Here is a 19745-nt window from a genome sequence, read left to right on the forward strand (position 1 = left end):
GCGATATCTCGTCCAAGCGGATAATGTCATAGCGAGACATGCTGGAATAGCTGTAGCAAGGGAAAGTTCATGTCCGGACTACTGATGCCGAAAGCCGACGACGCAACCATGTCGCGCCGTCCGGACATCGTGACGGCGCTGCGGGCAATAGTTCCGGGCGAAGGTGTCGTCGATGCCACCAATGCGATGCGGGTATTCGAGTCGGATGCTCTGACCGCCTATCGCCAACTACCGCTGGTGGTGGTCCTGCCGCAAACTGTGGCACAGGTTTCGCGCATTCTCAAATATTGCCACGAGAACAATGTAAAGGTCGTGCCGCGTGGCTCCGGAACGTCACTGTCTGGGGGCGCTCTGCCGCTCGAAGACGCGGTACTGCTCGTCATGTCGCGCTTCAATCAGATATTGGAGGTCGACTATCCCAATCGCGTCGCAGTCGTACAGCCCGGCGTAACCAATCTCGGCATCACCAAGGCGGTCGAACACGAGGGCTTCTACTATGCGCCAGACCCTTCGTCGCAAATTGCCTGCTCGATCGGCGGCAATGTTGCCGAAAACTCAGGTGGAGTGCACTGCCTGAAATACGGGCTTACCGCGAACAACGTCCTTGGCCTCGAAATGGTGCTGATCACCGGCGAAGTGGTCCGGCTTGGCGGCAAGCATCTCGATTCGGAGGGTTATGATCTTCTCGGGCTAATGACCGGGTCGGAGGGGTTGCTTGGCGTTGTCACTGAAGTAACCGTGCGTATATTGCAGAAACCAGCGACGGCGCGCGCGTTGATGGTGGGCTTTCCGACAAGTGAGCAAGCTGGCAAATGCGTCGCTGACATCATCGCTGGTGGGATCATTCCCGGCGGTATGGAAATGATGGACCGTCCGGCGATTCACGCGGCCGAAGACTTCGTCCATGCCGGTTATCCGCTTGATGTGGAGGCGCTGCTGATTATCGAACTCGATGGCCCGGTGGTAGAGGTTGATCACCTGATCAGCATGGTAGAGGCTATTGCTTACAAAAACGGTGCGTCGACGTGCGTGATCTCGCAAAGCGAAGAGGAACGCATGGCATTCTGGGCCGGCCGCAAGGCGGCCTTCCCCGCGGTTGGGCGCATTTCGCCGGACTATCTCTGTATGGACGGCACGATCCCAAGGAAGGAACTTCCGAAAGTGCTGGCCGGTATGCGCGAACTTTCCGAAAAATACGGCCTTCGCGTCGCCAACGTCTTTCATGCTGGCGACGGCAATCTGCATCCGCTCATTCTTTACGATGCGAATATTCCGGAAGAATTGCACAAGGCAGAAGACTTCGGCGCCGACATCCTGCGGCTCTGTGTCAAAGTTGGCGGCGTGTTGACGGGCGAGCATGGCGTCGGTGTAGAAAAGCGTGAATTGATGCCGGAAATGTTCAACGAAATCGATCTCAACCAGCAGATCAGGGTCAAATGCGCTTTTGATGACAAGCACCTGCTCAATCCGGGCAAAGTATTCCCGCAGTTGCATCGCTGTGCCGAACTTGGCCGCATGCATGTGCATCGCGGACAGGTGCCATTCCCCGAAATTCCGAGATTCTGAGTGACCATATTTACTCCCAAGACCGAGGACGAAATCGTCGAGGCTGTCCAGTGGGCGCTTTCTGAGAACGCGCCGGTGGAAGTTGTCGGCCATGGCTCCAAACGCAATCTTGGCCGTCCACTGCAGACGGAACACACAATCGCGCTATCGGAATACTCAGGGGTGACGCTCTACGAGCCGGACGAACTTGTGTTGAGCGCAAAAGCAGGCACGTCGATTGTCGAGCTCGAGACGCTGCTTGCGGAGCACGGCCAGGCGTTTCAGTTCGAACCAATGGACTATGGGCCGCTTCTTGGGCAAGCCGCGGGACAGGGCACTTTTGGAAGCCTGCTTGCCACCAACCTATGCGGGCCGCGCCGTCTGAAATCGGGCTCGGCACGCGACCATGTTTTGGGCGTGCGCGTTGTTTCAGGGCGAGGCGAACTGTTCAAGTCAGGCGGCCGTGTTGTCAAGAACGTGACCGGCTATGATTTGTCGAAAGGCATGGCCAATTCGTGGGGTACGCTCGGCATCGCCACGGAAATAACCTTCAAGGTCCTGCCCGCTCCGGAAACCGAAACCACGCTAGTGGTGCGTGGTCTTGCCGATGATGAAGCGGCGCGTGCCATGGCGATTGCCATGGGATCGAGCGGCGAGGTGGCTTCCGCAGCGCATCTCCCTCTCAATGTATCCGGACGCGTTATCGACGGTGATCTCAAGGGTGACGCATCGACGTTGCTGCGACTTGAAGGTTTTGCGCCCTCGGTCAATGATCGGGCAGCTATGCTCAAAGGTCTATTGGCGTCGGCGGGCACGATTGTTGAGGTTGCTGGCGATACTTCGCATAAACTCTGGCAGCAAATCCGCGATGTCATCCCCTTTGCGGACGGCACCGAGCACCCCGTATGGCGCGTATCTATGGTGCCGATGGAGGCTTACAAACTCGTCGCATCCTTACGCATGGGTGCCGCGGTCGATGCCTTTTATGATTGGCAGGGCGGGCTCGTGTGGTTGCGCATGGAAGGCGAACCGGAAGCGGAGGCCGTGCGTGCTCTCATCAAGAAATATGGCGGAGGTCATGCAACTCTTGTTCGCGCATCGACGAGCGTGCGCGCGGCATTGCCGGTGTTCGAGCCGCAGCCCGCGCCCTTGGCAGCGTTGTCGAAGCGGCTCAAGCAGCAATTCGACCCGAGCGGAATACTAAACCCGGGCCGTATGGTCGCAGGAGTATAAACGTGCAAACAAATTTCACTCCCGAGCAGTTGCTGGATCCCGGCGTTGAAGAATCCGAGAAGATCCTGCGCAAATGTGTGCATTGTGGCTTCTGCACTGCGACTTGCCCGACTTATGTGACCCTTGGCAACGAACTCGACAGTCCGCGCGGGCGCATCTACCTGATCAAGGACATGCTGGAAAACGGCCGTGCGGCTGATGAGCAGGTTGTCAAGCATATCGACCGCTGCCTGTCGTGCCTTGCCTGCATGACAACCTGTCCTTCCGGCGTGAATTACATGCATCTGGTCGATAACGCCCGCGCGCATATTGAGAAGACCTATAAACGCCCGATGATGAACAGGCTGACGCGTGCTCTCCTGGCGTTAGTCTTGCCTTATCCGGGCCGCTTTCGCCTTGCTCTCACCGCAGCAAAACTAAGCAGTCCGCTGGCGCCGCTGTTCAGATCGATCGCCGCGTTGAAGCCGATGGCTGCGATGCTCGAACTCGCACCCAAATCTGTCCCAGCGAAATCGCGCTTTGCCGAGCCGGGTTCGCACATGCCTGAGACATCGAAAATGGGCAGGGTTGCTATTCTTACTGGCTGCGCCCAGCCGGTGCTGAGGCCCGGTATAAACGAGGCGACAATCCGGTTGTTGACGCGGATTGGTATCGAAGTCGTGGTGCCAAAAGGCGAAGGGTGCTGCGGCTCGCTTGTGCACCATATGGGCCGCGAAGAAGAGGCACTTGAGGATGCACGTCGTAATGTTGATGTCTGGATCCGCGAGCTTGATACGGGTGGCCTTGATGCCATCGTGATTACCGCGTCCGGTTGCGGCACGACGATCAAGGACTATGGCTACATGCTTCGCCTCGATCCCGACTACAAGGACAAGGCTGCCCGTGTATCTGCCTTGGCCAAGGACATTACCGAATATCTGGCGACCTTGACCCTGCCTGAACCTAAAGAGCCTGCTGGTCTTAGCGTTGCGTATCATTCCGCTTGTTCCATGCAACATGGGCAGAAGATCACGCGCCAACCCAAGGACTTGCTGAGGACAGCGGGCTTTGTCGTCAAGGATCCAGCCGAAGGGCATCTTTGCTGCGGCTCGGCCGGGACCTACAATATCATGCAGCCGGAGATCGCTCGCACCCTGCGAGACCGCAAGGTGAAGAACATTGAAGCGACCGGCGCCAGCATCATTGCCACCGGAAATATCGGGTGCATCACGCAGATTGCCAGCGGTTCGAAATTGCCGATCGTCCACACTGTTGAGTTGCTGGACTGGGCCTATGGCGGACCCCGGCCTGAAGGTGTGCCGGCTCCAAAATCATTCTTGCAAGCAGCAGAATGAATAAAGAGGGCAGGGATTCAAGCGAACCCCTGCCCAATTCCCGGCACCGCCCCCGGTGCCGGCCCCCATAACTGTTTACCTCACAATGACCTTGGTACCGACATTCACCCGTTCATAGAGATCGGTGACGTCTTCGTTACGCATGCGGATGCAACCGCTTGAGACGGAATGACCAATCGTCCAGGGCGCATTGGTGCCGTGGATGCGGTAAAGCGTCGAGCCGAGATAGAGCGCGCGTGCTCCGAGCGGATTGGCAACGCCGCCCTCCATGTGCGCCGGTATGATGCGTCCCTTCAGTCGCTCGCGTTCGATCATCTGCGCGGGCGGATTCCAATCGGGCCATTCGGCCTTGCGGCTGATCGCGTTGGTGCCAGACCAGCCAAAACCTTCCTTGCCGACGCCAACGCCATAGCGCTGTGCGGTTCCACCGGCCTCGACCAGATACAGAAATCGTTGCGATGTATTGATGACGATGGTGCCAGGTTTTTCCGGTCCATCATAAGCAACCGTTTGCGGCAGAAATTTCGGCTCCATGCCCCGCTGTTTTGGCTGGGCGTCTGCAGCCGGCTGTTCAGGGCGTTGAAACGAAACTTCACGAACGGCCGGATTTGCGTCGACATCCCGGCGAACCGCGCGGCGATCCCGTTGCTTGACTGCACGTACTGGTGGGTCACTAAAGACCACATAACCGCGAGGATTGACTGGTGCGCCGACGGGCCTTTGGCGCAGTTGCATGACCCAGGGCGCAGTGAGGTCGGGGCTCATGACAGGCGGCCTTGTTGCGTAGCGCTCGCTGGCTATCGCACCGGGGACAACGGCCACGACCAGGCAGGATGTCAGAAGCAGTAAGGCAGTTCTCATTTTGATTGTTCTCAAAAACTCTGCTGACAGGATTTGTCAGCTTTCGGGTTGAGTTTGCCTGCGCGTGGGTAGAAAAAAGTGAATCGCGATCGATAAAATACGATTTTTTGTCGAAACTATTTGGTGTGGTTACCAGCTGGTTTTCAGAACTGGTTAACGTCCAGTGAAACATTCGAAGGGTAGGCAATATGCAAGATGATGTCCCGGTCAAGACTGGTCTGATGACAGGCGAGGATGGCGTCACCCGTTGCTTCTGGCCGGGCACTCTTCCCGAATATGTTCACTATCACGATCACGAATGGGGCAGGCCGGTTACGGATGATACGCGCTTGTTCGAGAAAATATGCCTCGAAGGCTTCCAGTCTGGCCTTTCCTGGCTGACCATATTGCGGAAACGCGAGAATTTTCGCGAGGCGTTCGACGGCTTCGACTATCACCGTATCGCCCGCTATGGCGAGAAGGATGTCGAGCGGCTGCTTACAAATGCGGGGATCATCCGCCATCGCGGCAAGATCAATTCCGCAATCAATAATGCCAACCGCGCGATTGAACTCGTTAAAGAGACGGCATCGCTTGCTGCCTATTTCTGGACCTTCGAGCCTCCGGCAGACGAGCGTCCCAAGGTGGTCGACTATCCGACGCTTGTTGCAAACCCCACCTCGCCGACTTCGATCCGCTTGTCCAAGGATCTGAAGAAGCGTGGTTGGAGCTTCGTCGGTCCGACGACGATGTATGCGCATATGCAGGCCATGGGGCTCGTTAACGATCATATTGAAGGCTGCAAATGCCGTCAGGAAATAGAAAAGCTGCGTAAAGATTTCAAACGACCCGTCCCGGCCTCGTAGCTCTCAAATCGCTGCGGCTTCATCAATCCTTGCCCTTGATGCACTGATCGGCTAGAGCAAACCCGCTTCAGCAATCAAGAGATTTCAAGGTTCCATCATGGCAATGAAAGCAGATAGAGTTAAGGCACGGCTGCCACGAGGATTCGTGGATCGTGCGCCGGAGGATCTGCGCGCTGCCGAAAAAATGATGGCGGAGATTCGCAAGGTCTACGAACTCTATGGTTTCGAGCCTGTCGAAACGCCGCTCATTGAATACACCGATGCGCTGGGCAAGTTCTTGCCGGATCAGGATCGTCCGAACGAAGGCGTGTTTTCGTTTCAGGACGACGATGAGCAGTGGCTGTCGCTGCGCTACGACCTGACCGCACCACTGGCACGTTACGTCGCCGAGAATTTCGAGAGCATTCCCAAACCCTACCGCAGCTACCGCGCCGGCTGGGTGTTCCGCAACGAGAAGCCCGGTCCTGGCCGCTTCCGCCAGTTCATGCAGTTCGATGCCGACACGGTCGGCGCACCATCCGTCTCGGCGGATGCGGAAATGTGCATGATGATGGCCGACGTCATGGAGGCCTTGGGTATCAAACGCGGCGACTATGTCATTCGGGTCAACAACCGCAAAGTTTTGGACGGCGTGCTCGACGCAATTGGCTTGAGTGGCGAGGAGAACAGTGGCAAGCGTTTGGTCGTATTGCGCGCCATAGACAAGCTGGACAAATTTGGTCCCGATGGCGTGCGCGAATTGCTGGGCAAGGGCCGTCTCGACGAGAGCGGTGATTACACCAAGGGCGCTGGTCTAGACGAGGCGGCTATTGCCAAGGTAATCGATTTCACCTCCGCAGGTGGCGCAACGGGCGGCGAGACGATTGCCAACCTTGAACGTGTTGTTACCGGCAATGAGAAGGGTGTCGAGGGAGTTGTAGAACTTGCAACAATTGAGGCGCTTTGCTCCGCGGCGGGTTATGAAGGCCGTGTCAAGATTGACCCTTCCGTCGTGCGCGGTCTGGAATATTACACCGGTCCGGTATTCGAGGCAGAACTGACCTTCGACGTTACCAACGAAAAGGGCGAAAAGGTTGTTTTCGGCTCCGTCGGTGGCGGTGGCCGCTATGACGGGCTTGTCTCCCGCTTCCGCAGTGAACCAGTGCCCGCAACCGGCATCTCAATCGGCGTTTCGCGCCTCATGACTGCTTTAAGAAATCTCGGCAAGCTCGATACGTCCGACAATATCGGCCCGGTCGTCGTGCTCGTCATGGATAGAGATACTTCTAGCCTTGGCCGCTATCAGAAGATGGTGTCGGATCTGCGCCAAGCCGGCATCCGGGCGGAAATGTATCTCGGCGGGTCCGGCATGAAGCCACAGATGAAATATGCCGATCGCCGCGGTGCGCCTTGCGTGATCATCCAGGGATCGCAGGAGCGCGACAATGGCGAAGTCCAGATCAAGGACCTGATCGAGGGCGCGCGTCTTTCGGCGGAAATCGAGGACAATGTCACGTGGCGTGAGGGCCGTCCCGCACAGATCACAACCAAGGAAAGCGATCTGGTCACCGAGGTGCGCAAAATCCTTGAGGCGCAGGCGGAAGATCGCGCCAACGCGGCGAAGGCCGTCTGAATTCAGATGGTCGCCTCCAGAGCCCCAGCTTTTTCCGATGAACTCGCAGCGTTGATTTCGGGGCGGGATGCTGAGCTCGTTGATATTCCTGTTATTCAGCCTGCCGACCAGTTCCTTGACATGGCGGGCGAAGACCTGCGCCGCCGCATCTTTCTGACAGAAAATGAAAAGGGCGAGAGCCTGTGCCTTCGCCCGGAATTCACGATTCCCGTTTGCCGCAATCATATCGAACGCAACGCCGCGACGCCAAAACGCTATGCCTATCTGGGCGAGGTCTTCCGCCAGCGCCGCGAGGGCGGTAACGAGTTTTTCCAGGCCGGCATCGAGGATCTTGGCGATGCCAACCGGGCTCGTGCTGATGCGCGTTCGCTGGCCGATGCTATTGCCACGATCCGCCTTATTGCTCCCGATGCGCAACTCGAAACCCTGCTCGGCGACCAGGCGATTTTCGAGTCGGTGCTGGCGGCGCTCGGCCTGCCGCGAGGCTGGCAGAAAAAACTCGCGCGTGCCTTTGGTAATCCCGGTCAATTGAAGGGTTTGCTTGAAGATCTGTCGTCCGACCGGCAAAGCGATGCGCTACCAGATCATCTCGCGGCACTGGTCGAAAAAGGCGATGAAGCTGTACTGGCTGCTGCACTCGAACAGGATATGCGGGTTGCTGGTATTTCGCCGGCCGCAGGTCGCGCACCTGTCGAAATCGCGCGCCGCTTGATCGAAAAGGCGGCGCTTGCTTCGGTACGGCTGCCCGCCAAGGCCTTCTCTGCTTTGGAGAGCTTTCTTGCGATCCGCGTGCCACTGCGATCCGCCGCCGGTGAATTGCTCAAATTCGCGCGCTCCAACGAGTTTGATCTTGGGCCTGCGCTTGAACAGTTCGAAGCGCGGGCGGCCTCGGTCGTCGAAGCGGGCATCGGAGATGAGACGATTATCTATGACGCCGCGTTCGGACGCCCGCTCGATTACTATACCGGTCTGGTCTATGAAACGCGCGCGCTGAATAATCTCGACCTCGGTGCAATCGTGGGTGGCGGCCGTTATGACCGGTTGCTGACGATGCTCGGAGCCGTTGGCTCTATTCCAGGCGTCGGATTCTCGATCTGGCTCGACAGGCTTGAACAGATCGCGGGAGGGGCAAAATGACGGTTACCTTGGCCCTTCCCTCCAAAGGTCGTCTCAAGGATCAGGCGCTTGCTGTGCTCGAAAGCGCCGGTCTCAGCGTGATCCTTCCCAAGGATCAACGCAACTACCGAGCGCAGGTCAAGGGCGAAAGCCAAATCGATATCCTGTTTCTCTCCGCCTCGGAAATTGCGCGCGAGCTTGGCTATGGCAGCGTCGATCTCGGCATCACGGGTGAAGACTTGATCCGCGAGACTTTGTCATCGGCTGATGAGCGTGTTCAGATCGAAGCTCGACTCGGTTTCGGCCAAGCGGACGTTGTGGTCGCGGTACCAGAGGTCTGGTACGACGTATCGAGCATGGCCGATCTAGATGACGTTGCCGCTGATTTCCGCCAGCGCCATGGCCGACGTCTGCGCATTGCTACCAAATATTGGCGTCTCACACAGCAGTTCTTTTCGCAGATGCATGGCATTCAGGTCTACCGCATCGTCGAAAGTCTTGGCGCGACCGAGGGTGCCCCGGCTTCGGGCTCCGCTGATATTATCGTCGACATCACATCGACAGGGTCGACGCTGCAAGCTAATCATCTCAAGGTTCTTGACGACGGAACAATCCTCAAATCGGAAGCCTGTCTGTTTTCATCACGTGGTACAGCCGAGGCTGGCGCAGTCGAAAAACTATCGCGGCGCATCGAGGCCGCTTTGAACAAAGGCTGATTTTCATCAACTCTCCGTGATTCCAGGCTGGTTGTGTAACCTTTCCGGCCGTCCTTACGTATCTCCCTGCAGAAACCGACTATTATCGGTATATTGGAACAGGGAGTTCAGCCATGATGACACGTCGAACGCTTTTTGGCGGTGCTATAGCAGGGCTTGGTGCGTTCGTGGCCACGCGCTTTGCGAGCGCGCCCGCCGCCCATGCAGCAGGCACTTTCGAAGTCGAGCATACAGACGCCGAATGGAGAAAGCTGCTGACGCCGGAACAGTACGATGTGCTGCGGCAGGAGGGTACAGAGCGTCCCTTCTCGAGCCCGTTGGATCATGAGAAACGCAAAGGCACGTTTGCATGTGCCGGCTGCGATTTGCAGCTCTTCGATTCAGACACAAAGTTCGATAGCGGCACTGGCTGGCCAAGTTTTTGGATGCCGATAAAGGGCGCCGTCAATGAGGAGACGGATCGGTCGTTTGGCATGGCGCGCACCGCGGTCTCGTGCCATCGCTGCGGCGGTCACCTTGGCCATGTTTTCGATGATGGCCCAAAGCCGACGGGCCTGCGCTATTGCATGAATGGCGTTGCGTTGAAATTCAAACCTGTCGCTGCGTAAGCGCTAGAAGGACAAAACCTATGAAACTTCGTCAAATTCTGCTCGCCACGGCGATTCTGTTGGCTCCCGGTTTTGCTCTTGCCGGGGAGGATGTCACCATGGTGCCACCGCCGGCGCTCGATCAAACGACACCGGCCAAAAGCGAGACTATCGTCCTCGCCGGCGGCTGCTTCTGGGGCGTCCAAGGCGTTTACCAGCACATGAAGGGTGTATCCAGCGCCGTTTCCGGCTACTCCGGCGGCAAGAAAGAAACGGCGAGCTATGAGATTGTCAGCGGCGGCGACACCGGCCATGCCGAATCGGTCGAGGTGACTTTCGATCCGAAGGCTGTCAGCCTTGGCAAAATCCTGCAGGTGTATTTCTCGGTGGTTCATAATCCGACGGAACTCAATCGTCAGGGGCCGGATTCGGGGACCCAGTATCGCTCAGCGATTTTCACGACCAGTGCCGATCAGGAAAAGGTAGCCAAAGCTTACGTCGCTCAGCTTGATAAGGCGAAAGTCTATTCCGACCCGATCGTTACCAAAATCTCGTCGCTCGAAAAATTTTATCCGGCCGAGGCCTATCATCAGGACTACGCCACGATCAATCCGACCCAGCCCTATATCGCTTACTACGATCTGCCAAAAATCGAAAACTTGAGCAAGTTGTTCCCGCAGGACTATCGGGACAAGCCGATATTGGTCAGCGAAGCGAAAGCTTCGAACTAAATCCCTGTTCCTCTTATAGAAAAAGGCCGCTCTGGGCGGCCTTTTTTACATTCGGTCAAACCGGATCAGCCGCGCTTGGCGTCTACCGAAAGTGCACCAGCACCGTGTTGCGCGAGAACGAAGAAGCCTCCGGCTATGGCAAGGTTCTTGAAGAAGTTGGTCTGGTTCGCCATGTCCCATGGAACCAGGTGACCGACAAATGCTGCGGCAATGGTAAATAGGCCAAGCAGGATCGCAGCATAGCGCGTCTGAAAGCCGACGAGTACGGCAAGTCCGCCCAACAACTCAACCAGACCAACGATGACTGCGGTAACTTCCGGAAGAGGAAGGCCCTTGGCAGCGAAGTACCCGCCTGTGGCGCCAATAGCGGTCAGCTTGCCGAAGCCAGCAGGAATGAACAGAATTGAAAGTAGAATACGACTGACTAGTGTAACTAGGGCATTGTTAGACATAAGGAATCTCTCCGGTTTGGCGTTGATCCCCAATAGCTAAATCCGATTGTCAAACAAAGCCATTATTTTCTCTACACATTGTTCACAAGAGAACGGTTTTCCAATCTCACTCCGGCGCAATCATACGTTCCGGGCGAACGAGGCGATCATAGTCTTCGGCCGAGACGTGACCGCTGGCGAGAGCTTCTTCCCTCAGTGTCGTACCATTCTTGTGGGCTGTCTTGGCTATCTTGGCAGCGTTGTCATAGCCGATAGCCGGAGCCAATGCCGTTACAAGCATCAATGAACGCTCAAGCAGGTCCTTGATGCGGACTTCATCCGCCTCAATACCTTCGACGCAATTATCGGCAAAGGAGATCATCGCATCGGAGAGAATGCGGACCGACTGAAGCACGTTCAATGCAACCACAGGCTTGAAAACATTGAGCTCGAAATGACCCTGGCTGGCTGCGACGGTGACGGTGGCGTTGTTGCCGAACACCTGTGTGGCCACCATGGTCAGTGCTTCAGCTTGGGTCGGATTGACCTTGCCAGGCATGATCGATGAGCCCGGTTCGTTTTCGGGCAGCTTCAGCTCACCGAGACCGGAGCGAGGACCGGAGCCGAGAAAACGGATGTCGTTGGCAATCTTGAACAGATCGGTGGCAAGCGCATTGAGGCTGCCATGGAAGTTTGTGAGTGCACCGTGGCTGGCCAGTGCCTCGAACTTGTTTGGTGCCGTTTTGAAGGGAAGGCCGGTTATATCGGATACGGCCTCAGCGAATCCGGTATCGAAGCCGATGGGCGCATTGAGGCCGGTACCGACGGCGGTGCCGCCCTGTGCCAACAGGAAAACGTCCGCCAAGCTTTGTTCGATACGCTTGTGCGCGTATTCCAGCGCAGCCCGGTAGCCCGAGAATTCCTGGCCAAGCGTGACCGGGGTTGCATCCTGCGTATGTGTGCGGCCGATCTTGATTATGTCTGCAAAGGCCTCTTCTTTTTTGGCCAGCGCCGCCGTCAGATGGTTCAGTGCTGGAAAGAGGCGCTCTGTCGCTTCCACCGCTGTGGCAATGTGGATTGCAGTCGGAAACGTATCGTTCGACGATTGGCTCATATTGACGTGATCATTGGGATGAACCGGCTTTTTCGAGCCCTTTGTTCCACCCAGCATCTCGATAGCGCGATTGGAGATCACCTCGTTGGCATTCATGTTCGACTGCGTGCCTGATCCCGTCTGCCAGACGACGAGCGGGAAATGGTCGTCCAGCTTGCCCTCGATCACTTCTTCGGCAGCGACGGTGATGGCACGGCCAATCACTTCATCGAGCTTGCCAAGTGCCATGTTGGTTTCGGCGGCCGCGCGCTTTGCTATACCGAGAGCACGTACAAGCGGGATCGGCATTCTTTCGCCGCCGATTTTAAAATTGTGCAGTGAGCGTTCGGTTTGTGCTCCCCAATATTTGTCCGAGGCAACTTCGATCGGGCCAAAAGTATCTGTTTCGGTACGCGTAGAGCTCATCTGCACTTTTCCTGATGGGAGTTGGCAGATCACTACTGCGAAGCTTGACGGGAGGCAAGGTTCGAGCCGCAAATGTTGGCCGGAAAACGATGCCATGCTAAGTTAAAATCGATTAGAGCATGCAGGGAGGACAGGGCATGGCGACGCATGAAGCGCGAACCCTTCAAATTTCCGTTCAGCGATCTTGGCGCGACGTCTATGACTACGCAAGCATCCCGGAAAACCTGCCGGAATGGGCCTCCGGACTAACTTCTGCCTTGCAAAAGTCGGGCGACGAATGGCTGGCGGACAGTCCTGCCGGTAAGCTCAGACTACGTTTTGCACCGCCAAACAAGCTCGGCGTTCTCGATCACTGGGTCATCACCGAAACTGGCGAGGAGGTTTATATTCCATTGCGGGTTGTCGCCAATGGAGACAATTCGGAGGTAACATTCACTTTATTCCGGCTGCCGGGAATGGACGACGAAAAATTCACTGCAGACGCGGCCTGGGTGATGCGTGACCTGCAGAAACTCAAGGACGTGCTTGAAGCACAACTTATAGAGTGAGGTGAAAAATGGCCAGTTCTGGCAAAGACAAGCGTATCGACTATATCGAATTCAACGTGAAGGATATCGCGCGGGCTCGCAGCTTCTACGGCGGCGCATTCGGCTGGTCTTTCACCGATTACGGAGCTGATTATTGCGAATTTTCCGACGGTAATCTCAAAGGCGGATTTGCCAATGCCGGCGAGGTCAAACCGGTTGGCGGTCCGCGGGTGATCTTCTTCGCCGACGACCTTGCGGATACATTGAAGCGGGTTGAAAAAGCAGGCGGCGAGATCGTCAAGCCGATCTTCAATTTCCCCGGTGGGCGCCGCTTTCACTTCACCGATCCGGAGGGTTACGAATTGGCGGTCTGGTCCGACAAGTGAGCGGCCGTTTGCGCGGCCGCTCTTCAATTATCAAGCAGCACGAGCTGTTTTTAGAGCGTTTGCCCACAGAACAAGCTGGTTGAGCTGGTTGTTGGCCGCTTCATTGAGATGTTCATAGTCGGCAAGCTTCTTCTCGCCTTTGACCACAGTGAGATATTCGGGGAAGGAGATGTGGATGCCGGTCTTGACTGATGCGGCACTCATTTCCACGAAAACCAGTCGAAGATGCTCGATTGCGCGGGCACCGCCAACGCCGCCATAGCCGACAAATCCAACCGGCTTGTGAATGAACTCACCAAGATCGATGGCGTTCTTCAGAACGGCGGTCGGGCCATGGTTGTACTCCGCAACGGTGACAACAAAACCATCGAACTCACGCAGTTTCTTTTTCCAGCGCTCTGCCGTCTCGGTTTGGGCGGTCGACGTGCGCTCTTCGCCGAAGAAGTGCATGGGATAGTCGAGCAAATCGAGGATTTCGATTTCGATATCGTCACGCCTGCCGGCTATTTCGGCGATCCACTTGGCCGGAAATTCGGCGAAACGGCCGATCCGCGTGCTGCCAACGATGATGCCGATTTTTGCTTTAGCCATGTTGAGAAATCCTTTGTCTTGGGATGGTAACTATTTGTGACCGGCGCTATATAAGTGACTGTTCGAAACGACCGCAAGGAGGCACTTTTTTGAAACCGGATCACTTTGAAGTAACCTCCGCGTGTAGCGCGGTTCATCACATTCTGGCGCGGGTCGGCGATAAATGGACGGTGCTGGTCGTCAGTTACCTTGGCAATCGCTCAATGCGATTCAACGAGTTGAGACGGGCGATCAATGGTATCTCGCAAAAGATGCTGACGAGCACATTACGCAGCCTCGAGCGCGACGGTTTCGTCACGCGAACGGTCTATCCGACCATTCCGCCGCGTGTCGACTACGAACTGACCGATCTCGGGCGTGATCTGCTGGTGCCCGTGCGTGGACTGGGCGACTGGGCGATCAGGAACGAGCAACGTGTCAGCGAGGCCCGGGCCCGTTTCGATGCAGCCCACGGGGACGCCCAGGTACAGCCGGGATTTGCTGACGCGGCAGAATAGGGAATCTTGCCAAGCCTGTACAAGAGTACGTTAAACAGCTGTGATAACAAAAAAGGCGGGTCGAAAAACCCGCCTTTTCCGTATTTGCTTGGATGAAGACTTCTTAGAAGTCCATACCGCCCATGCCGCCCATTCCGCCGCCTGGCATCTGGGGAGCACCGCCGTTGTCCTTCTTCGGAGCTTCGGCGATCATGGCTTCGGTGGTGACGAGAAGGCCAGCAACCGACGCGGCGTCCTGCAGAGCAGTACGGACAACCTTGACCGGATCGACGATGCCGAGAGCGATCAGATCGCCGTACTCGCCATTAGCCGCGTTGTAGCCGTAGGTGTCCTTCTTGTTCTCAAGGATCTTGCCAACAACGATTGAAGCTTCATCGCCTGCGTTCGTTGCGATCTGGCGAGCCGGAGCCTGCAAAGCGCGACGAACGATGTTGATGCCAGCATCCTGATCGGCATTTGCACCCTTGAGGGTAAGACCAGCCGAAGCGCGAAGGAGAGCAACGCCACCGCCAGCAACGATGCCTTCTTCAACAGCCGCACGGGTTGCATTGAGGGCGTCGTCAACGCGGTCCTTCTTTTCCTTCACTTCTACTTCCGTTGCACCGCCAACGCGGATAACGGCAACACCGCCAGCGAGCTTGGCAAGACGTTCCTGCAGCTTCTCGCGGTCGTAGTCGGAAGTGGTTTCTTCGATCTGCTGCTTGATCTGGCCGACGCGGGCGTTGATTTCGCCCTTCTTGCCATGACCGTCAACGATCGTGGTATTTTCCTTGGTGATCGACACCTTCTTGGCGCGGCCGAGCATGTCGAGCGTAACGCTTTCGAGCTTGATGCCGAGATCTTCGGAAATGACCTGACCACCGGTGAGGATCGCGATGTCTTCCAGCATTGCCTTGCGGCGATCGCCGAAGCCAGGAGCCTTTACAGCCGCAATCTTCAGGCCGCCACGCAGCTTGTTGACGACGAGCGTAGCCAGAGCTTCGCCTTCGACGTCTTCAGAGATGATGACGAGTGGCTTGGAGGTCTGAACAACAGCCTCAAGAACCGGCAGAAGAGCCTGGAGGTTCGAGAGCTTCTTCTCGTGGAGAAGAATGTAGGCGTCTTCGAGATCAGCAACCATCTTTTCAGGGTTGGTGACGAAGTAAGGCGACAGGTAGCCGCGGTCGAACTGCATGCCTTCGACGACTTCGAGCTCGGTGTCAGCGGTCTTGGCTTCTTCAACGGTGATAACACCTTCGTTGCCGACCTTCTGCATTGCCTTGGCAATCATTTCGCCGATTTCAGTCTCGCCATTGGCAGAGATCGTGCCAACCTGCGCAACTTCTTCCGAAGTCTTGATCTTCTTGGCGCTCTTGCCGAGCTGCTTGACAACTTCAGCAACAGCAAGATCGATGCCGCGCTTCAGATCCATCGGGTTCATGCCGGCAGCAACAGCCTTGCCGCCTTCCTGAACGATAGCCTGGGCAAGAACAGTAGCGGTCGTGGTGCCGTCACCGGCAATGTCGTTTGTCTTCGAAGCGACTTCACGCACCATCTGTGCGCCCATGTTTTCGAACTTGTCTTCGAGTTCGATTTCCTTGGCAACGGTTACGCCGTCCTTGGTGATGCGCGGAGCGCCGAAGGACTTGTCGATAACAACGTTACGGCCTTTCGGGCCAAGTGTTACCTTGACAGCGTCTGCAAGGATGTTGACGCCGCGCAGCATGCGCTCACGCGCGTCGCGGCCGAATTTTACTTCTTTGGAAGCCATTTTATCTCTCCTGGGATTGAACCCGGTTTGATCGAAGTTTTGTTGAAATGACGGTGATTAGCCGAGGATACCCAGAATGTCGGATTCCTTCATGATCAGCAGGTCTTCGCCGCCGATCTTGACTTCCGTACCGGACCACTTGCCGAACAGGATCAAATCGCCTGCCTTGACATCGAGTGGTACGAGCTTGCCTGCTTCGTCACGAGCGCCGGTGCCTACGGAGACGATTTCGCCTTCCTGTGGCTTTTCCTTGGCAGTATCCGGAATGATGATGCCGCCTGCAGTCTTTGCTTCGGATTCGACGCGGCGTACTACGACGCGGTCGTGAAGCGGGCGGAACTTGGTCTTGGCCATGGTTAGAACCCTTGATGTTGGTGTCAAAACGATGTCGCGAACAGCTGCGCCATCCGCGTTATTAGCACTCGACAGAGGTGAGTGCTAACTGCGGCCGGAGATAGTGGGATGACACTGAAGAGTCAAGGGAAAGCTGAGATGAATCTTTTCTGCGTGAACCCAAAATCGGCAATCGCACGGCGCTCGCAACTACTACAGCCAAGCCTTTATTCCATATAAATGTGATGTATTGATGAAACGAAGAGTCAGGCTGCTTCCTTGTCGAGAGCGAGATTGGCATCACCCCATGCCTTCAAGGCGTTGATAACCGGCTCCAGACTACGACCGCGCTCCGAAAGCGAATACTCGACCTTGGGCGGCACCTCGGCATAAACCTTGCGTATGATCAGCCCATCAGCTTCCAATTCGCGCAGCTGGTTGGTCAGCATGCGCTGCGTGACATTGACTAGCTTGCGGCGAATCTCATTGAACCGCAGCGTACCTGACATGAGATGGTAGAGGATCACGCCTTTCCACTTGCCATCGATCAGGTTGAGAACACCTTCCACGGGGCATCCGGCGGAACAATCAAACGTCTTGTGGCGCACGCGCGGCATGACGGTATCCTTTTTGACACTATATGCATTATATGTGCATTCTTGCACTTATGTAGTATAAGGCGCATCTCGGGCAGGTCAACTTTTCCAGGAGCAACGATCATGCGCGCTGTCGCCTATTTCGAATCGCAACCCATCACCGCTGAAACTTCATTGGTCGATATCGACCTGCCGAAACCCGAAGCAAGCGGCAGAGACCTGTTGGTTGAGGTGAGGGCGATATCTGTCAATCCCGTCGATACCAAGGTCCGGGTCAGGGTAAAACCGGAAGGGGAAAGCCCCCAGGTGCTTGGCTGGGATGCATCAGGCGTCGTGGCCGCAGTGGGTCCCGAGGCACAATTCTTCAAGCCGGGTGATGAAGTGTTCTACGCTGGAGTGATCGATCGTCCCGGCACGAACTCAGAATTTCATCTAGTCGATGAGCGTATCGTCGGCAAAAAACCATCATCGCTGGACTTCAGCGCCGCGGCCGCCTTACCGCTGACATCGATTACCGCGTGGGAAGCGTTGTTTGATCGGCTTCATGTCGAAACACCTGTCCTCGGGGCGGCCAATGCCATCGTTATCATCGGCGGGGCCGGTGGAGTTGGATCGATCGCTATTCAGCTCGCGCGAAAGTTGACCAACCTCGCCGTCATCGCCACGGCGTCGCGTCCGGAAACGCAGGCTTGGGCCCGTGATCTCGGCGCTCATCACGTCATAGATCACTCGAAACCCATAGCAACCCAGGTTGAGGCGCTGGGTATAGGCGCTCCGGGATTCGTGTTCTCAACCACCAACTCCGACACGCATCTGGCGGAGATCGCCGCGCTACTCGCGCCCCAGGGCCGCTTCGCACTCATCGACGATCCGAAGACCCTCGATGTCATGTTGTTGAAGCGCAAGAGCATCTCGCTGCATTGGGAGTTGATGTTTACACGGGCGCTGTTCAAGACACCCGATATGGATGCTCAGCATAGAATTTTGAACAAGGTGTCGGAACTCGTTGACGAGGGGACGATCAAAACAACTCTTGCCGATGACTTCGGCAAGATCAACGCAGCGAATTTGAAGAGAGCACATACGCTGATCGAAAGCGGCCGCGCCAAGGGCAAAATCGTACTCTCCGGGTTCTAATCATGCCAATTACGATGGCTTAATGATAGAAGGACGGGTCAAAGAGCAGCGCTAGTCGTCGGCCTGCTCTTCACAAACGTGATGCGCCATATCGACAAGCATGTCGCTGACATGCTTGTCGGCAAGCTCGTAGAAGATCTGCTTTGCCTGCCGGTTGCCCCGTACCAGCCGTGCCCCGCGCAACAGTCGCAGGTGATGGCTTACCAGCGATTGCGACAGATCGAGGCTCGCCGCGATATCCCCAACGGACCTCGGCTCATCTAGACAAAAGAACAGGATGCGCAGTCGCGTCGGATCGCCAAGCAGCCGAAACGTCTCTGCAAGGATCGTCGTATCGAGCTGCGATGGAATTGCTGCCTTGCTCAATGTTTATGATCCTCGTGACCATGACTATGCGGCGCGTGGTCGTGATCCGCATGGTCATGTTCTTCGTGACCGCCGCCCGGCTCTATGCCAAGGCAGCAATCCTCCGGCGCGGTATCCGGCCAGTCGATGGCGATGGTCGAATGTTCAATCCCGAACTTCTTTCTCAACTCGGCTTCAACCTGCTTGACCAGCAAACGCGGGTTGGCGTCCGCTTGCGGCAGCACATGCAACGTCGCGAGCGCTTTCCCTGATGTGATCATCCAGACGTGAACGTGCCGAACATTGGCGCAACCGGGTATGGTTTTCTTCAAATGCTGCTCGATTTCTTCAGGCGAAGCGTTCGCCGGCGCACCTTCAAGGAGAATATGCATTGAATTTCGCAGCAATGCCCAGGCACTGCGCAGGATAAGTAGGCATACGAAGACCGAGAGGATGGGATCTATCGGCGTCCAGTCCGTATAATAGATGACGATAGCGGCGATGATTGTCCCGACGGAACCAAGCAGATCGCCCAGCACATGCAGGATCGCGCCCTTGATATTGACGTGGTCGCTGTCGCCGCGCGTAAGAATCCAGAATACGGCAATATTGATGAGAAGCCCGATCGTCGCCACGATCAGCATCGGCCCTGCCAGTACTTCACCGGGGTTGCGGAAGCGATCGATTGCTTCGATGGTAATCCAGATCAAGATAGCGAAGAGCGCTATGGCATTCATCAGCCCGGCAATGACTTCAAAGCGCAAATAGCCGAATGTGCGCCGCTCATCGGCGGCCCGTTTGCCGAAATGGAATGCCGCATAGGACAGAGCCAGCGCAGCGGCATCGGTCACCATGTGACCCGCGTCGGCGATCAGCGCCAGCGAACCGGACAATAAACCGCCGATGACCTCGACGATCATGAAGGCGAATGTAATGAAAAACGCAATCAACACCTTGCGCTGATTATCCACCGTGATCTTCGGCGCGTGGTCGTGGCCTTTGTGGGAATGTGACATAGCTTGCTCTATTTCTAACAAACACATCAGTACGTGT

22 protein-coding genes are annotated in these 19745 nt (G+C 56.4%); 13 read left to right on the forward strand and 9 right to left on the reverse strand.

What is annotated here, in order from left to right:
* The first annotated feature begins 69 nt into the window (after positions 1 to 69).
* From PHA01_RS01320 to glcF, 3 genes are read left to right on the forward strand one after another with little or no spacing between them, the layout of a single operon-like run.
* Positions 70 to 1566, forward strand: coding sequence for an FAD-linked oxidase C-terminal domain-containing protein (locus tag PHA01_RS01320; RefSeq protein WP_271892833.1), 1497 nt, complete (start codon positions 70 to 72; stop codon positions 1564 to 1566).
* The gene (glcE, locus tag PHA01_RS01325; protein ID WP_271892834.1) at positions 1567 to 2778 is read left to right on the forward strand and encodes a glycolate oxidase subunit GlcE; all 1212 of its coding nucleotides are present in this window, start codon (positions 1567 to 1569) and stop codon (positions 2776 to 2778) included.
* 2 nt (positions 2779 to 2780) lie between these two features.
* Positions 2781 to 4112, forward strand: coding sequence for a glycolate oxidase subunit GlcF (gene glcF, locus PHA01_RS01330; protein WP_271892836.1), 1332 nt, complete (start codon positions 2781 to 2783; stop codon positions 4110 to 4112).
* A 75-nt stretch (positions 4113 to 4187) separates the two neighbouring features.
* On the opposite strand, the gene PHA01_RS01335 is transcribed toward glcF, so the two are convergent.
* Positions 4188 to 4973, reverse strand: a complete 786-nt coding sequence (locus PHA01_RS01335; protein WP_271892837.1) for a L,D-transpeptidase — start codon at positions 4971 to 4973, stop codon at positions 4188 to 4190.
* Positions 4974 to 5161: 188 nt separating this feature from the next.
* Between PHA01_RS01335 and PHA01_RS01340 the strand changes: the two genes are divergently transcribed.
* The 6 genes from PHA01_RS01340 to msrA all read left to right on the forward strand — a co-directional run bounded on the left by PHA01_RS01340 (position 5162) and on the right by msrA (position 10580).
* Positions 5162 to 5818 carry a DNA-3-methyladenine glycosylase I gene (locus PHA01_RS01340; RefSeq protein WP_271892838.1) on the forward strand — a complete coding sequence of 219 codons (657 nt, stop codon included), beginning with the start codon at positions 5162 to 5164 and terminating at the stop codon, positions 5816 to 5818.
* Positions 5819 to 5915: 97 nt separating this feature from the next.
* Complete coding sequence (hisS, locus tag PHA01_RS01345) at positions 5916 to 7430, forward strand: histidine--tRNA ligase (protein ID WP_271892839.1); 1515 nt, start codon at positions 5916 to 5918, stop codon at positions 7428 to 7430.
* A gap of 6 nt (positions 7431 to 7436) precedes the next feature.
* Positions 7437 to 8567 carry an ATP phosphoribosyltransferase regulatory subunit gene (locus PHA01_RS01350; RefSeq protein WP_271892840.1) on the forward strand — a complete coding sequence of 377 codons (1131 nt, stop codon included), beginning with the start codon at positions 7437 to 7439 and terminating at the stop codon, positions 8565 to 8567.
* The gene (gene hisG, locus PHA01_RS01355) at positions 8564 to 9262 is read left to right on the forward strand and encodes an ATP phosphoribosyltransferase (RefSeq protein WP_271892842.1); all 699 of its coding nucleotides are present in this window, start codon (positions 8564 to 8566) and stop codon (positions 9260 to 9262) included. Before PHA01_RS01350 ends, hisG begins: the two co-directional genes overlap by 4 nt.
* Positions 9263 to 9375: 113 nt before the next feature.
* On the forward strand, positions 9376 to 9870 hold the full coding sequence (gene msrB, locus PHA01_RS01360) for a peptide-methionine (R)-S-oxide reductase MsrB (RefSeq protein ID WP_271892843.1): 495 nt from the start codon (positions 9376 to 9378) through the stop codon (positions 9868 to 9870).
* 20 nt (positions 9871 to 9890) lie between these two features.
* Positions 9891 to 10580 (forward strand): peptide-methionine (S)-S-oxide reductase MsrA, encoded by a 690-nt coding sequence (msrA, locus tag PHA01_RS01365; RefSeq protein ID WP_271892845.1) that lies wholly within the window; start codon positions 9891 to 9893, stop codon positions 10578 to 10580.
* Positions 10581 to 10645: 65 nt separating this feature from the next.
* Here the strand turns inward: msrA and PHA01_RS01370 are convergent, their stop codons facing one another.
* Together PHA01_RS01370 and fumC are read right to left on the reverse strand one after the other, a co-directional pair.
* Positions 10646 to 11032 (reverse strand): DoxX family protein, encoded by a 387-nt coding sequence (locus PHA01_RS01370; protein WP_271892846.1) that lies wholly within the window; start codon positions 11030 to 11032, stop codon positions 10646 to 10648.
* Between the two features lie 106 nt (positions 11033 to 11138).
* Positions 11139 to 12530, reverse strand: a complete 1392-nt coding sequence (fumC, locus tag PHA01_RS01375) for a class II fumarate hydratase (protein ID WP_271892847.1) — start codon at positions 12528 to 12530, stop codon at positions 11139 to 11141.
* A gap of 137 nt (positions 12531 to 12667) precedes the next feature.
* Between fumC and PHA01_RS01380 the strand changes: the two genes are divergently transcribed.
* Positions 12668 to 13078, forward strand: coding sequence for an SRPBCC family protein (locus PHA01_RS01380; protein WP_271892849.1), 411 nt, complete (start codon positions 12668 to 12670; stop codon positions 13076 to 13078).
* 8 nt (positions 13079 to 13086) lie between these two features.
* Complete coding sequence (locus tag PHA01_RS01385; RefSeq protein WP_271892850.1) at positions 13087 to 13443, forward strand: VOC family protein; 357 nt, start codon at positions 13087 to 13089, stop codon at positions 13441 to 13443.
* A gap of 30 nt (positions 13444 to 13473) precedes the next feature.
* Here PHA01_RS01385 and PHA01_RS01390 read toward each other — a convergent pair whose 3' ends face one another.
* Positions 13474 to 14034, reverse strand: a complete 561-nt coding sequence (locus PHA01_RS01390) for an NADPH-dependent FMN reductase (protein ID WP_271892851.1) — start codon at positions 14032 to 14034, stop codon at positions 13474 to 13476.
* 89 nt (positions 14035 to 14123) lie between these two features.
* Between PHA01_RS01390 and PHA01_RS01395 the strand changes: the two genes are divergently transcribed.
* Positions 14124 to 14531: a winged helix-turn-helix transcriptional regulator gene (locus PHA01_RS01395; RefSeq protein ID WP_271892852.1), complete on the forward strand. Its 408-nt coding sequence runs from the start codon at positions 14124 to 14126 to the stop codon at positions 14529 to 14531.
* 103 nt (positions 14532 to 14634) lie between these two features.
* Here the strand turns inward: PHA01_RS01395 and groL are convergent, their stop codons facing one another.
* The 3 genes from groL to PHA01_RS01410 form a co-directional block, all read right to left on the reverse strand.
* Positions 14635 to 16281 carry a chaperonin GroEL gene (gene groL, locus PHA01_RS01400; RefSeq protein ID WP_271892853.1) on the reverse strand — a complete coding sequence of 549 codons (1647 nt, stop codon included), beginning with the start codon at positions 16279 to 16281 and terminating at the stop codon, positions 14635 to 14637.
* 57 nt (positions 16282 to 16338) lie between these two features.
* A complete protein-coding gene (groES, locus tag PHA01_RS01405; RefSeq protein WP_106715529.1) occupies positions 16339 to 16635 on the reverse strand; it encodes a co-chaperone GroES in 297 nt (98 codons plus the stop codon).
* Between the two features lie 245 nt (positions 16636 to 16880).
* Entirely contained in the window at positions 16881 to 17231 is a 351-nt protein-coding gene (locus tag PHA01_RS01410) for a winged helix-turn-helix transcriptional regulator (protein WP_271892855.1), read from the reverse strand.
* A gap of 102 nt (positions 17232 to 17333) precedes the next feature.
* On the opposite strand from PHA01_RS01410, the gene PHA01_RS01415 reads away from it, so the two are divergent.
* Complete coding sequence (locus PHA01_RS01415; protein ID WP_271892857.1) at positions 17334 to 18347, forward strand: zinc-binding alcohol dehydrogenase family protein; 1014 nt, start codon at positions 17334 to 17336, stop codon at positions 18345 to 18347.
* Positions 18348 to 18398: 51 nt separating this feature from the next.
* Here PHA01_RS01415 and PHA01_RS01420 read toward each other — a convergent pair whose 3' ends face one another.
* On the reverse strand, positions 18399 to 18713 hold the full coding sequence (locus PHA01_RS01420) for an ArsR/SmtB family transcription factor (protein ID WP_271892859.1): 315 nt from the start codon (positions 18711 to 18713) through the stop codon (positions 18399 to 18401).
* The gene (locus PHA01_RS01425; protein WP_271892861.1) at positions 18710 to 19708 is read right to left on the reverse strand and encodes a cation diffusion facilitator family transporter; all 999 of its coding nucleotides are present in this window, start codon (positions 19706 to 19708) and stop codon (positions 18710 to 18712) included. Before PHA01_RS01425 ends, PHA01_RS01420 begins: the two co-directional genes overlap by 4 nt.
* Positions 19709 to 19745: the final 37 nt, after the last annotated feature.

The sequence above is a fragment of the Candidatus Phyllobacterium onerii genome (assembly GCF_028331445.1).
Taxonomy (GTDB): Bacteria; Pseudomonadota; Alphaproteobacteria; order Rhizobiales; family Rhizobiaceae; genus Phyllobacterium; species Phyllobacterium onerii.